Annotated in this window: 12 protein-coding genes and 1 riboswitch; of the genes, 5 read left to right on the forward strand and 7 right to left on the reverse strand. The window is 37.8% G+C overall.

Annotated features, from left to right (window positions below):
• Positions 1 to 337: 337 nt before the first annotated feature.
• Positions 338 to 434, forward strand: a riboswitch (TPP riboswitch).
• Positions 435 to 501: 67 nt separating this feature from the next.
• The 4 genes from QSK07_RS02010 (at position 502) to QSK07_RS02025 (ending at position 5742) form a co-directional block, all read left to right on the forward strand.
• The gene (locus tag QSK07_RS02010; RefSeq protein WP_285720300.1) at positions 502 to 1803 is read left to right on the forward strand and encodes a tyrosine-type recombinase/integrase; all 1302 of its coding nucleotides are present in this window, start codon (positions 502 to 504) and stop codon (positions 1801 to 1803) included.
• Between the two features lie 230 nt (positions 1804 to 2033).
• Positions 2034 to 3431: a 3'-5' exonuclease gene (locus tag QSK07_RS02015; protein WP_285720301.1), complete on the forward strand. Its 1398-nt coding sequence runs from the start codon at positions 2034 to 2036 to the stop codon at positions 3429 to 3431.
• A complete protein-coding gene (locus tag QSK07_RS02020) occupies positions 3432 to 4106 on the forward strand; it encodes a DarT ssDNA thymidine ADP-ribosyltransferase family protein (RefSeq protein ID WP_285720302.1) in 675 nt (224 codons plus the stop codon).
• A 1-nt stretch (position 4107) separates the two neighbouring features.
• Positions 4108 to 5742, forward strand: coding sequence for an ADP-ribosylglycohydrolase family protein (locus tag QSK07_RS02025; protein WP_285720303.1), 1635 nt, complete (start codon positions 4108 to 4110; stop codon positions 5740 to 5742).
• 415 nt (positions 5743 to 6157) lie between these two features.
• Here QSK07_RS02025 and QSK07_RS02030 read toward each other — a convergent pair whose 3' ends face one another.
• Complete coding sequence (locus QSK07_RS02030; protein ID WP_285720304.1) at positions 6158 to 6733, reverse strand: recombinase family protein; 576 nt, start codon at positions 6731 to 6733, stop codon at positions 6158 to 6160.
• A gap of 472 nt (positions 6734 to 7205) precedes the next feature.
• On the opposite strand from QSK07_RS02030, the gene QSK07_RS02035 reads away from it, so the two are divergent.
• Positions 7206 to 8018, forward strand: coding sequence for a chaperonin (locus QSK07_RS02035; protein ID WP_285720305.1), 813 nt, complete (start codon positions 7206 to 7208; stop codon positions 8016 to 8018).
• 107 nt (positions 8019 to 8125) lie between these two features.
• Here QSK07_RS02035 and QSK07_RS02040 read toward each other — a convergent pair whose 3' ends face one another.
• The 6 genes from QSK07_RS02040 to QSK07_RS02065 all read right to left on the reverse strand — a co-directional run bounded on the left by QSK07_RS02040 (position 8126) and on the right by QSK07_RS02065 (position 13038).
• Positions 8126 to 8944, reverse strand: coding sequence for a hypothetical protein (locus QSK07_RS02040; RefSeq protein WP_285720306.1), 819 nt, complete (start codon positions 8942 to 8944; stop codon positions 8126 to 8128).
• A 136-nt stretch (positions 8945 to 9080) separates the two neighbouring features.
• Positions 9081 to 9437: a hypothetical protein gene (locus QSK07_RS02045; RefSeq protein ID WP_285720307.1), complete on the reverse strand. Its 357-nt coding sequence runs from the start codon at positions 9435 to 9437 to the stop codon at positions 9081 to 9083.
• An 11-nt stretch (positions 9438 to 9448) separates the two neighbouring features.
• On the reverse strand, positions 9449 to 10225 hold the full coding sequence (locus QSK07_RS02050; RefSeq protein WP_285720308.1) for a hypothetical protein: 777 nt from the start codon (positions 10223 to 10225) through the stop codon (positions 9449 to 9451).
• 788 nt (positions 10226 to 11013) lie between these two features.
• Positions 11014 to 11529 (reverse strand): hypothetical protein, encoded by a 516-nt coding sequence (locus QSK07_RS02055; RefSeq protein ID WP_285720309.1) that lies wholly within the window; start codon positions 11527 to 11529, stop codon positions 11014 to 11016.
• A 62-nt stretch (positions 11530 to 11591) separates the two neighbouring features.
• Positions 11592 to 12527: a hypothetical protein gene (locus tag QSK07_RS02060; RefSeq protein ID WP_285720310.1), complete on the reverse strand. Its 936-nt coding sequence runs from the start codon at positions 12525 to 12527 to the stop codon at positions 11592 to 11594.
• Positions 12528 to 12870: 343 nt separating this feature from the next.
• Positions 12871 to 13038, reverse strand: coding sequence for a hypothetical protein (locus QSK07_RS02065; protein ID WP_285720311.1), 168 nt, complete (start codon positions 13036 to 13038; stop codon positions 12871 to 12873).
• Positions 13039 to 13300: the final 262 nt, after the last annotated feature.

The raw sequence follows: 13300 nt of genomic DNA on the forward strand, positions 1-13300 counted from the left end.
CCATCGATGGCGGTGAGGAATAAGCGCTGATAATCGCATCATACATCCTGAATAGTATGAAGTTCCGCTCCAGAAGTTTATTAACTCACTGAAATAAAGTGTTTTTTACGATGATGCTGCGGGCAGGTTAATTATTATAAGGTCACCAGAATCCCGGCAGGAAATATTACCCGTCAGGGTAACAAACAGGGCTACCTATAAAGAGGTATCCTGTTAACCCGCAGCATTAAGCCTTTTTTTGTACTGCTGAGAGTTGATCGGGATCATGTGAATTGTTTCAGTTCCGATTATTTTCCAGGCTTGCTTTAACGGTACGCCTTGCCTATGCTGCAAGCCGTAACACGACTCGGGGTGCCCTTCTTTGTGAAGGCTGAGAAATACCCGTATTACCTGATCTGGATAATGCCAGCGTAGGGAAGTCAAGATTCTGATTAGTATTCATGTGGTTACATTTCTTTTTGTCCGTGTGTAATGCACCCAAGGTACAAAAAGAGCGTAACCATGAGGTACAAAACCCTACCATACACGTTTCAACGAAACGGTAATTACTATCTACAGATCCGGCTTTCAAATGGCAGGATGTATAAAAAATCACTCCTTACTGATAGCTATCACCAAGCCTCTGCTTTGATGATTAACATCACTCCGCACATCCCATTTGTTAAATCATTAGCAACTCCGACTCCGATGTTTGATGCGTTTATCTCAAACCTGATCGTGTCAGAACGTAGGACTGTGACACTTCCGCTGTTATCCAGTCTGCCGCTTGTTGTATCCCCTAAAATTGGGGAGCCATCGGCACAAGTTGAGCCGGAAAACGCATTAAATCTCTCTGATGCTTGGGCTATGTACAAAGCCGAAAAGGGGGGGAATTGGACTAAATCGATCTCAATGGCGAATGAACGTTACATTGAAGTTTTGCTTGTAGTGTTGGGGGAAAATACGGATGTAACTGCGATCACCAAACAGGACATTAGACAGGTGATGGAAGTTGTTGAGAATTTACCTAAACGTATTGTTCAACCGTATCGCTCGATGAAGGTTCGGCAGTTGATAGATTGTGATGAAGTGCCACCTAATGAGCTGGTGGGCGTCGAAGCTATCCATAAGCATCTGAAGCTCTACAAATCCTTGTTCAAAACTTTTCTCACCGATAGCAAAGGTATTTTACCTAAGTCGCCAACTGATGGCGTAGTGGCGGCACCATCAAAAGCAAGGTTCGGTGCGTACAGTTCGGCGGAGATGAAGAAGATTGTAGATTGGGCACTCAAGCAACCGGATGGGTGGCTGAAATGGATTACGTTGTTGTTGGCATACACAGGTGCCAGGAGAGGAGAGATTGCCAAACTGGAAAAATCACAAATCAAATACGATGAGGATAGCCAGCGGTATTACTTCTTGATTGCAGAAGGAGGGCAGGGGAAAACCGAAAATGCTACCCGGCAAGTGGTAATACACCCTAACCTTATCGAATGGGGGTTTATGGATTATGTTGATCGGCAATGGAAAGAGCGGATTTTTTCAGAAGTGGCGGGTACGAACATGACAAAAATTGGTAAAGAATTTGCGGAGGTGCGTAATCAGCTTCGCATTCCTTACTTAGATGACTTCGGACAGCGAAGGTTACTACACAGCATTCGTCACTCTGTTTGCTCTACAGCAATGGCTGGGTGGGTAAAGAACATCTTGCATCTGCAACAAACGGTAGGTCATGAGAAAAGTGGTGGAGTGACGCAGCGATACATCCATACATTTCCTCTGGTAAATATTAGCTATGTAATTGATGAGATTAAATGGATTTAATTCGCACTAAGCCGAATCAGATGGAAAACATAGTTCAATGTATCGTGATTACGTAATAAAATAGATTTGAGAACTAATTTTTTAAAAGTCAATACTTTTTTAAAGTAGAATTTCTTATGTTTAATCCTTGAAAATAAGATGATTCTGATATATTGAGTATTGAGCGGATTTGTATCAATTCGTTACTGCTTGAATAATGTATAACAGAAATCATTTACAAGGATATAACAGTGAAAATACTATCGAATCCTCAGGCAACACGTGAGCAATTACCAATAGTTAGTAGAAATATTTCTGGGGTTGTAGTCATACGCGGAGCAGCAGGTAGTGGTAAAACCACAAGTGCCTTGCTTCGGTTAACTGCAATTGTAAATGCATTATCTTTTAGACGAAAAATTGATAACGATCAAAGTCCAATTAAAGCTTTAGTTCTTTCTTTTAATAGAACTTTGTCAGGATATATTGATGGGTTACTCAATAACAGTATCCAAGCTGGAGCCATGCCAGTGCAAGTTGAAAACGATACTTTTGCTAATTGGACGAGACGCCATATTAACACGCCGCTCATTAATGATAATGATCGAGATGCATACTTAACAATAAAATGTACAGAATTGGGTTATGAAACAGATTTTATCCTTGGTGAAATTGATTATTTACGAGGAAGATTTCGTTCTTCTGATTTAGATCGTTATTTAACTGCCGAACGAACTGGCCGAGGTTTATCACCACAAGTAACAAGGCCAACACGGCAAAAGTTAATTGATATTGTACGAGAGTATGAGTCGTACCTTGCGGCTCAAGAAGGAGATGATTGGCATACTCAATGTGAAAAAATGATTAATAGCGAATGCTTAGAGTATGATATAATTGTTGTAGATGAAACTCAAGACTTTTCAGCAAATCAAATAAGAGCGATATTAAACCATCTCAAAGAGGATTTCTATCTTACATTCGTAATAGATACTGTACAACGGCTATATCCAAGAGGGTTCACATGGACGGAAACTGGATTGGATATGAGAAATGCAGCTTACTTCAGATTAAATGAAAACCATAGGAATACTGTTGAAATAGCAGCTTTCGCAGCTTCAATAACTCATGGATTAACGGTTGACGATGATGGAAGTATCAGCGACTTTAGGCAGACGACAAGACATGGGCCAAAGCCGATAGTCTGTAAAGGATTATATTCTCAGCAGCTTGAATATGCGATTAATTACATTAAACAAAACGTTAATTTAGAAGCTGAATCTGTCGCTTTCCTCAAGCCTAAGGGTGGGAATTGGTTTTCTGAAGTTGAAAAGAAATTAAAAGCTCATAATCTGCCTTATATAACAATTACTAAAAATAGAGTTTGGCCTACAGGCCCAGAAAATATAGCACTTTCTACGATGAATTCAGCAAAAGGGCTTGAGTTCGACCATGTCATAATATTGGGCCTTAGTACAGCGAATATGCAGCATCAAGATAATGAACATGATGATAAGTTGCAGCAATTAAGAAGGCTGCTTGCTATGGCAATTTGCAGAGCTAAAGAATCTATAGTCATTGGCTATAAAGAATCTGAAAAGTCAGATTTAGTAGATTATTTTACGCACGGAACTTTTGATGAGGTAAATCTTTAAATGAGTATTCAAAAGTATATTGAAGAAAATGCCATTACTGAAGTTCTACATTTTACAACCGAAAGAGGATTAACAGGTTGTGCAAGCCAAAGATTAGTGCTTTCGCGAAAGGCATTAGATGAGGAGCAATATTTAAGTCATATCGCTACGCCTGTATCAACTGAGCGTAAGGAAGCACAAGAAACATTTAATAAAGATGAAGATTGGTTAGATTATATTAATTTATCTATAAGTGAAATTAATACGCACTATTTTAGATCTGCCAGAAATAGATTCACATGTTTAGATCGATGGTGGTGCATAATGTCTTTTGATTCGGTAATATTAACCCACCCTGGTGTCTACTTCACAACGACAAATAACATATATACTGGAGTGGTTAGGACAGCTGGGCTTGTAGGGCTACAAGCAATGTTTAATGAGACAATTGTACGCTGGTTTGGCAACACAATAAATCGCAATGGAAGACCTAAACATCTCCCTACTTGTGAGCAAGCCGAAATTTTATACCCAAATCCACTTAGCATGGAATACTTGAGGTATGTTTATGTACAAGATAGAGAGCAAGCAGCTTCGATCCATGGAACATTAGTAAGCTTGGGTTTTCAGCACGTAAATGTTATTCTTTCACCAGAGAAATTTTCTGGTGTGCCTAACATAATTCCAAGAGGGTAAAATGAACTTACTCAGAGAACAAAAAACCATAAACTCTGCACTATGGGCGGCCGCTGGTGATGCTATCGGATGGATTTCAGAGCTTACTGATGAGAATGGTTTAAGGCACAGAGTTGGAGACACTTACTTGCTTAAACCCGTCGGTTGGAATAGAAAGATTGGGGGGTACACTGGTGTAACAGTTAGCCTTCCTGCTGGTACATATTCTGATGACACCCAGCTAAGATTAGCTGTATCAAGAGCTATTCGGGATAATGGCGAATTTGATATTGAGTCATTCGCAAAAATTGAGCTTCCTGTATGGTTATCATATGCACTTGGAGCTGGGCGGGCGACAAAATGGGCAGCCAGCAATCTAATGCGAAAAGATACTACTTGGTTTTCAAATTTTTATAAAACCAATGGAATCGAATATATTAATGCTGGTGGTAATGGTACAGCCATGAGAATACAACCTCATGTTTGGAGCTGTAAAGATCTTTCTAAAAGAAGTTACATTGCTTCAGTTATCAAAGATTCCCTTGTAACGCATGGTAATTTATTAGCCGTTTGTGGAGCGATTCTGCATGCTGACACTCTAAAATTTGCATTATTAAATGAACGGCCAGCGGATATTTCTGACCTACAAAAAATAATTGAAGACTTTTCATCAATCCCTGAAAGAATAAACAGTATCTATGAATTGAAAAATTTCTGGCTGCCAAATTGGGAAAGTATTAGCCAAAAAAAATTATCTGATGAAATTGAAAGTATTAGGATTGAAACAAAAGATTATCTGTCTAAAGTAATTAATGCTACCAGTAAAATTAACGATCCTTCAGAAAAGTATAAGGTTGCAATAGATGTTTTGGATTGCAACAAAGAAGCAAGAAGGGGTACTGCAACTAACACAGCTATCGCAAGTGCCGTTTTATGTCATCTTTTCAGAGAGTCATCGCCATATGATGCAATGGTAACTTGTGTCAATGAATTAGGCACTGATACAGATTCTATTGCAAGTATGGCTGGAGCAATTATTGGTTGCTATAATGAAATACCCAAATGGGATATTCAGGATAGTGAATATATTATAAATGAATCGATTCGCCTCAATCATATTTCTGAAGGCATTGCTGTTAATAATTTTAGCTACCCAAAAATTAATAAATGGCTTGCACCCCAAACTCAGAGTGATAGTTTGGTAAAAAGTGATTCTGGTAACTATTATGTATTAGGACTTGGGCATGCTAATCCTTTAAAAAAGGAAAGCTGGCAAACGAAAACACACTGTTGGCAGTGGCTAAAACTAAGTTTTGGTCAAACGATTTTAATAAAATGCAAGATTGGCGACTTGAAAACTATTAAGATACCAGAGCTTCGCAATAGTGAACCAATGCCTAAAAATGAAAATATCACTGCTACCAAGTTAGCTAAACCAATTGAGCGTGAGGTACAAGGTAGCTTCGATTATGAAATTAAAAAAAGCAATGAGTTAGATCTCGATGAAGTTACAACTCTACTAATTAGAGAAGGCTTCGATGAAAAAAGAATAGGGCACTTTCTCATAGAGCTTGCTGATAAAAAAGGTCTTGAGGCATGTGTTGCTTATGCAGCAATCATCGGCAAGGCCTTCATCACCAGAAAGAAAAAACAGTAAAATATACTATAAGCCCAAAGGAAAACTCTCTGGGCTTAATTATTTCAACCTGTTTTAAATGATTAAATATTATTTTCACAAAAAATTAAAGGTAATCACTAATAATTTTTTGCTAAAAAAATTTAATAGGCTATAAGATTTAAGTTGTTAAGTTATAAACCATCTTATTTAATTTATCTTAATATAGTTGTTTAAAAAATACTAAATTGCGACATGCCTAATATGCTTTTTAAGCTTGATTTAGTGTTGCGAGCTGCCTTGATTGTTTATTGCTATACTTTATAATTAATCGCAATGCAAAAATTAATATACTGTGGTAAGTTGCACCGATTTATTTACAGGCTTGTTTTAGATATCGAATGGATTTGAACTGTACTAAACTGCAAGCCTTTTTCCTTTTCCTCCTTCCGCTATATCAGCGTTCATTGCCGCTAAGACTGGCGAGCATTTCTTTCTTCACACGAAACACTGTAGCCCTCCCGCAATCACAAAGTTTTGCGATTTCGTCAGGTGTATTCTTCTTGGCCTGTAGCATCGCAATAATTTTACTGTGCAGTTCTTTGTTCTTTTGCTTGCCCTTGTACTTTTTAGCCTTTTTAGCAATAGCAATTCCTTCATTACGGCGTGATGCAATCATACCCCGTTCAAATTCTGCGACGGCACCCATCATAGTCAGGATCAGGCGTGATTGTGGGGAGTTGTCAAAACTCATTGAGTTTGCAAGAAAGCGAACGACAATTCCACGCTCAATAAGGTTATCAATCATTTCCAACAGATCGCGAGTATTTCGTGCAAGTCTATCAATGGAGTGGGCGATAAGTGTGTCACCTTCGCGAAGGTGAGAAAGCAAATTCAACAATTCTCGTCTTTCGCTGGTGGACTTCCCTGATTCCTTCTCTGCAACGATTTTGTCGCACACCAGCTCAAGTATTGCCAATTGACGCTCGAGATTTTGATCCTTTGCTGACACCCTCGCGTATCCAAAAATCATACACCTATCCTCGCTCTTCGTTAGGTATCATTTGAATTAACTGAATGATACAGTCTCATTTGAGTGACTGCAACATCTAAATGATACCATGTGAGACGAGAAGGCCGAGTATCGATAGGGAGTACCTAAAAGAGATTTTTTATCGTGCATTTTTTTGTCGATGCCGGGTTAGTGGAAAGCCCGATAGCGATATCTGAGTTCATGGCATTTTGTCAGAGGGGTTGAGCCTGATAAGGCGAACGAAATTTTAATTCAGCCAGATTAAAACTGATTGTACTTTTATCTGAGTAAACGATCCCTTTAAATTTTTTGTCAGAAAATGAGTGGTTTGGGCTTTGATTGTTTTTTGCACTAAAGGCGAGTGCCTTAGCCACATTCTTAAACGGGAAGGTTGTAAAGGTAATTAAGATAAAAAAGCATAGGTTATCCATTTGCGATAAAATCAGTCAAGATTGCTATTCCGAGGTATCTTATGGGTAAAATTTCCGAACGTTTGAGACATACAAGAATTAGTGAGGGGCATTGCGTCATTTGCGGTTCATATGGTCTATTGAGTAAAGATCATGTGCCACCTCGTTGTGCAACGAATATTCAACCAATGTTTCAAAAAACAGTGTCTGAACATTATTCGTCTGATGAAATAAAACCAATAAATGCTCACGCTGGAGCGACATTTAAAACCATATGCAAGAATTGTAATGGCAACATACTTGGGAGTTTGGATCATGAGATCAAGGTTCCCATCGAGAACTTCATAAATCTGATTAGGCAATATTTAGCTGGTATTTATTTTTACGGAAATGTAATTTCTACGCCTTTCAATGCAGTACCTTTTTTGCGTGCAATAGTGGGTCATCTGCTCGCAGCAACATCCGTGGAAGTATGCAAAAATGCTCTTATTGATAGTGAATATTACACACCGTTAAGAAAATTTGTTTTAGGGAAGAATAAGAAAATAGAAGATACTCATGATTTCTATTATTGGTTTTATCCTAACAGAACACAGATAACTGCTCAGCTAACTTCATTTTTCAACGATGGTCGTCTATGCCACTGTAGTTGTATGCACTTCTTTCCCATGGCTTTTTTGATTACATTTAAAGATGAAGGAACATATCCGGCACATGCATCCAAATTAAAAATTGGGGACGAAAAATTATATTTTAATATGACTCAAGGAAATTTGGACTATGTGGCATTTCCATTCGCACCCCTTAAAGGAAATCAAATGATGCTGATGACAGACACTTTCACTTCAGCAAGTTACCCTCAAAGAAATACATGATTCTATTAAAGAGTATAGCCGATGCATTATATCGATGATTTTTTTGTTCTTTGTTATGAAAATGAATAGAGGACTGTTGTTATAATCCTCTATTCATTTTTATTAATTTAAACAAGGGAGAAATGAACCGGATGTGATTCATCAAATGATTTTATCAACTCAAGTACCCTGTATCTGCTGACTCCTACGATGGAATCATCAGCTCTATGCTCTATGCCAATGCCAGCAAATACAAATGTATCATCTAATGTATTAGCGATTTTTTGTTCTAAGTTTGTAAAATACATTGCTCCCCCACTCATACCTGCAAGTGATGGTGATTTTGATAATTTACCTTTATATTTTAATTCTATTTCTTTACGACTATGAAAACCTTTGATGAAATAATGATCAAAAGATATAGTTTTAGATGCAATAGTCAGATATTTAATTTTCTTTATATAATTACCAGATTCATCGCTATGTACCATTTCAGCTATTAAACTATTAGGTGATTTTGTATTGTGAACTTCCTTTTTCTTGGATTGGCTCAATGGGAATCCCGTCCAACAAAAAAAGTCTAATGAAATTCCATTAGGGATATCATTACTATCTAAATTAAAGTAATTCTTTAAATCAAAACTTTGATTGAAAAAATCAACCAATACGATGTCATCGTTTTCAAAAACCTTGAAACCAAAAGAATGCTCAATCAATTGATAAAACGAACCATCCGAAGAAAAATAAAATACGTCATTTATATCAATTCCTCCTGCAAGTGCATGTGCTGCAAAAATTGCATAATGATGGACATGATTCACTCTTACCAGAGTTGCTGTTGAAGACTGGTTATAATTACCAAGCTCATCTTTAATAAACAGTGGAAGTACAAAGCGTTGCGATTGCCTTTCGTAATCATTCGATTGGTAGCGAAACTCATTATCCATTATATTCCCTTAATTGATTCCATATTCATAGTACTTAATATCTATAACGATCATATTGAGTTTTAGCATATCTAAACGAGACTTTCATCAACTTTTACGGAAAAGGCCGCTTACGCGACCTTGTTCAACACCGTTATCATAGAGAACGGTCAAGTATCATGTACTCAGGTTCGCACATATTGTCCCGTTCCTGTAGCCAGTAGTAATCAAGATCGGCTACACGCACATGCAGCCCCGAATCCACACGGTTGATCTGTAACCGTAGCCCTACAGCGTCCTTATACGACAGACCAGATTTAACATTGTACTGGTATTTAACACCACTTTCTTCTTCAAAAGACCTGAGATAAGGGGTAATTTGCTTCTGGATTTCTTTCAAACAAATTACTTCATTGCCAATAATAAAGGGCTTTTCAGTTTTTCCTTCAGGTACTGCCGCCATTGACGAAACAGAAACAAAAAATAACATTGCTGCAATAGAAGTCTTTTTCATTTTAATATTCCTTATTGAAGGTTAGTACTTAATACTTCACCAGTATCAGCATTGTATGTGCAGGAGTACTGTATATTTTTGAACGCACCGAAACCGTTTTGAGCCTGTGCCCGATGCCCGTTAAGAGTAACTAATCTCCTGTTTTTATCGTACCAACTTAGAGAAGAGAATTTTGGTTCTGTAATACCATCAGTCCATTTAAATTCGTACTTAGCTGAACCTTCGACAGCTTTTGCACACATATAATCCCCACGCTCATGTTTCGATATATAGCATTCGGGATTATCACGGCGTAGGCATTCAGCCTCTTCCTCTTTTGCTTTTTGTTCCTTTTCTGCTGCAAGTAATGCCTCATGAGCGGCCTTTTCTGCCGCCTTAGCTTTCTGTTCTGTTAAGTATTTTGCGTAATCAGTAGGATTTACAATATTATTTTCATGAGCTATAGCAAACTCTTTGCCATCTTTAAAGCCAAGTTTTTGTGCTCTGGCCTCATAACTTGATGAGCTGGCAGTACTTGCCACGAAGGCAAGCACAATGACCAGTACTGGAACCGTATAATTATTAACGAGTTTATAGGGTAAATACTTAGCTCGTAGTGAACCAGAACCTAAAACAGCCCAGCCTATCGCGGCAGTACTTGCCAGTAGCTGGCACAATCCAGCGACGGAAAGCATAACGACCGACCAAAAGCCAGTTCCAGCAGAGAAGAAATCACCAAACTTTTCAATCCCAGTAAGACAAAGAAAGACTCCCAAAAATCCATAAATTATCAGTTGTACAACTCTCACAGTTTTGTCACTCCCGTTAGCTTTTTTCAGGCCAAAAGTACGGACATAAATCCTTCCGTATTCAGGTATTCGAGATTAACACGCACACTCAATAATGATTGATATTAACGATCAATCATCTGTAAATTGATCGTTGTAAACTATCAATTTCTATTAATTCGATACAAATCAATAGGTAAAATCGATCAAGGGGATTCGTAGGACATGAAACTGTCTATGTATTTGATTTCAAGGTGGGAGTACTGACGATTCCATCACGCAGACGCTCTCGATGCTTCGCTACGGTGTTTTATGGATTTTGAACATTCAGGTATGTCAGTAACGAATATCGCGTCCAGGGGCTTCCTGTGCGTTTTGTCCGAAACACCATCATGAAGGGGGTAGAGCAGATCGGGGTCGCTTCACTCTGGTCAGTACTGACAAGCTTTCCAGTGACTGAAACAACAGATGCCCCGCTAAGTACACAAAGAAATTATTTTCTATAATAAGTAACGAAATAACAGTTAGTTATGTACTTACTGACAGAACAAAAAACGCGATTAGGTTCGCTCTGCCAGAGACCGAAGGGAACGTAGCAGTAGAACCGAATCCAGCGAACAGTACACGCAAAGCGGGTGTTGTTTAATTATTTTATATATATAAACAACGGGATAGATATCAAGTACTCACTGCGTGAGTACTCTCACTAACTACCCGAAACAGTTCGCTTGCTTCGCAGCTCCTGCTTCCAGGCAGTTCATTCGCTTTCGCTCTTTCATTGATGTCCGGTTTTTTCTCTTAAATATATATTATAAGGGGTTATTTTTGGACATAGTATTGCTTTTCATGTCGGTGTTGCGGACTGAGTTTGCGTCTCTTTTGTGCTCTGCCTTTTCGAATCGGCTCAACATGGCGTCTTTATCTTCAGTACTGAGATCGTGGTTAGTGTTACTGTTTAGAAACTCATGGAACGAATCCATTTCAAGCCCCGGATTATCCTTTATCCAGCGGCTGAAACGTTTTGATTTTTTACCGTCCAGTGCAGGCAGTCTGTTATCGTTTTTGGCTCCCTTCGGCCTGCCGGGTACACCAGGAGCAGCACTATCGAGCACCCCAGGAACATGCTCAATATGTGTACTCAGTGACTCCGCCTGCCATTTATCGAAAACGTAGACAATCTGCGTTTCAGTACTGTCGAACTGACGGGATATCCCTCTTAAAGCGAACTGGTGTAGGCTCTCGTACTCTCTCGCTTGATGGATATCGTCACCTGTAATCTTCAACAGTAACTCGCACAATTTCGCTTCTGTATCATCAGGACGCATACAGGCAAGCCAGACACATACATGTCGATCTTTGTAGTCGTTATGCCCTCTTGCATCAGGGCTTATTCTGTAAGCCTCATGCAGCTTCTGTTTATCGGTATTGTTGTTCGTCCAGTAGTACTTCTGACCGTCGAGTACTTCAGAGAGGTAATCATAACACGCTGGAGTTTGTCGGGGTTTCTATCCTTCCATTTTTTTGATAATTTTATATTTTCTGAGAAGTAGTATACTTTGAGGCGTTCAGTTAAAGGTACTTTTCGTTGTTGTAGATCATCCAGATTGATTTGCTCAAATATTTCTGATCTTACCTTATAAATCAATGAATTTTCGAAGTTTGCTCCCATAAAAGTTATTGGCAACCCAATATACTTTCGAAGCTCTTTCCATCCAAGGATACTTAACTGAACTTTCTCAGGGTCATTAAAGTAGTCACTATTCATAATGAAAATATCGTTCTCATTGATAACCGAAAGTTCTTGTGCAATTTTGTTTATTAAACCTCCTTTGACTGCTTTCTTTTTTGCCGTTAAGTACTGTTTTTCTTCTTCATCGACAAACTCATGTTCTTGCATAAAATCATGATATATAATTTCTTTGATTCTATGATTATCATCATTAACGTTTTTGAATGAATGGAAATTAGTCACATCATCAAGCCAGATTTGCCACCCATTTAACATATCTATGGGGATTCTAAAGAATGTTTTATCACTAATAATGAGAACCCGCTCGACAGGTGTTTTGAGGAAATCAAGAACTTCATTTATGACGTTTTTATTTCTGGGCATTAAATCGCTAATCAGTAATTTGCAGTTATTAAAATTCTTAGCTGTATCTGTAGCGAGTTTCTGTGTGTTTTGTACGATAATAAAATTTTCAGTGCTACCTTTTATATTAAGTGCCCGATTGATCATATTACATAATGAAGTAGTTTTCCCTGAACCACACTCAGTAGATACATACTTTAACTTGGTAAAAATAGATTTAGGATTAATCATTTGTATACGTTCCATATTGATAAATTTAGAAAGGCCGATTCATGCGAGTGAGTCGACCTTTTTTGGGGGGTTAGTTTTTTAACTGGGGGCTGTGTAAATGCTTAAGTTTTACTTTTTGATACCAGTTTTTGTATTTCGTGAGTTTGTTACTTCTTAGCTTCTCTATGTATCCTTTTGGTAATCGCACTTTTAATATGTTACATATTCGTGCTGAGGTCATATCGCTACATAGAATGTTTTCATATTGATCAAAAGTAAGTGATATTTCTGATGCAATTGTTTTTTTACGAACTGATTTATTCAGCGTCTTTCTATTGGTACGTATTTCCCTTTTCTTCAATTGTTATTCTCCATAATTTTTTCTTTTGCTAAGATATTGTTGCAGCCATTTTGTTGCAACAATACTCATATCTGGTGGGGAATTGTTGAAATACATCGCTTCATCATATTCTTCTTCCAGTCTTTTTAGATTAGATAATATTTCATTTTCTAAATTATCTTTTACTTTCATTTTAATACCTATGTGTATAAGATTTGGTTTTCAGATTTTAGTATAGGTCACAAAAAATCCTTGTTTCATGAAAAAATAACAGTTAATTACTGTCTCCACAGATTATTTCTGTTGAAGGTAATTACATAGCGGTAAGTAATGAATAAAGTAGGGCATCTACTTTATTTTTCTAAACATGATTCAAAACTTCATTTGGCGATAATAATGATTAATTCTGTCCATAGTTTCTAACTATAACCGTTTTACATGGGTAAAGAATAAT

The sequence above is a fragment of the Pantoea sp. QMID4 genome (assembly GCF_030270445.1).
In the GTDB taxonomy this organism is placed as follows: Bacteria; Pseudomonadota; Gammaproteobacteria; order Enterobacterales; family Enterobacteriaceae; genus Pantoea; species Pantoea vagans.

What these genes read in the sequence shown, in the direction of transcription:
- QSK07_RS02025 (WP_285720303.1), top strand. Translation starts at nt 4,108, where the DNA reads ATGAACTTACTCAGAGAACAAAAAACCATAAACTCTGCACTATGGGCG.
- QSK07_RS02020 (WP_285720302.1), top strand. Translation starts at nt 3,432, where the DNA reads ATGAGTATTCAAAAGTATATTGAAGAAAATGCCATTACTGAAGTTCTA.
- QSK07_RS02040 (WP_285720306.1), bottom strand. Translation starts at nt 8,944, where the DNA reads ATGGATAATGAGTTTCGCTACCAATCGAATGATTACGAAAGGCAATCG.
- QSK07_RS02065 (WP_285720311.1), bottom strand. Translation starts at nt 13,038, where the DNA reads ATGAAAGTAAAAGATAATTTAGAAAATGAAATATTATCTAATCTAAAA.
- QSK07_RS02055 (WP_285720309.1), bottom strand. Translation starts at nt 11,529, where the DNA reads ATGCGTCCTGATGATACAGAAGCGAAATTGTGCGAGTTACTGTTGAAG.
- QSK07_RS02035 (WP_285720305.1), top strand. Translation starts at nt 7,206, where the DNA reads ATGGGTAAAATTTCCGAACGTTTGAGACATACAAGAATTAGTGAGGGG.
- QSK07_RS02045 (WP_285720307.1), bottom strand. Translation starts at nt 9,437, where the DNA reads ATGAAAAAGACTTCTATTGCAGCAATGTTATTTTTTGTTTCTGTTTCG.
- QSK07_RS02010 (WP_285720300.1), top strand. Translation starts at nt 502, where the DNA reads ATGAGGTACAAAACCCTACCATACACGTTTCAACGAAACGGTAATTAC.
- QSK07_RS02060 (WP_285720310.1), bottom strand. Translation starts at nt 12,527, where the DNA reads ATGATTAATCCTAAATCTATTTTTACCAAGTTAAAGTATGTATCTACT.
- QSK07_RS02030 (WP_285720304.1), bottom strand. Translation starts at nt 6,733, where the DNA reads ATGATTTTTGGATACGCGAGGGTGTCAGCAAAGGATCAAAATCTCGAG.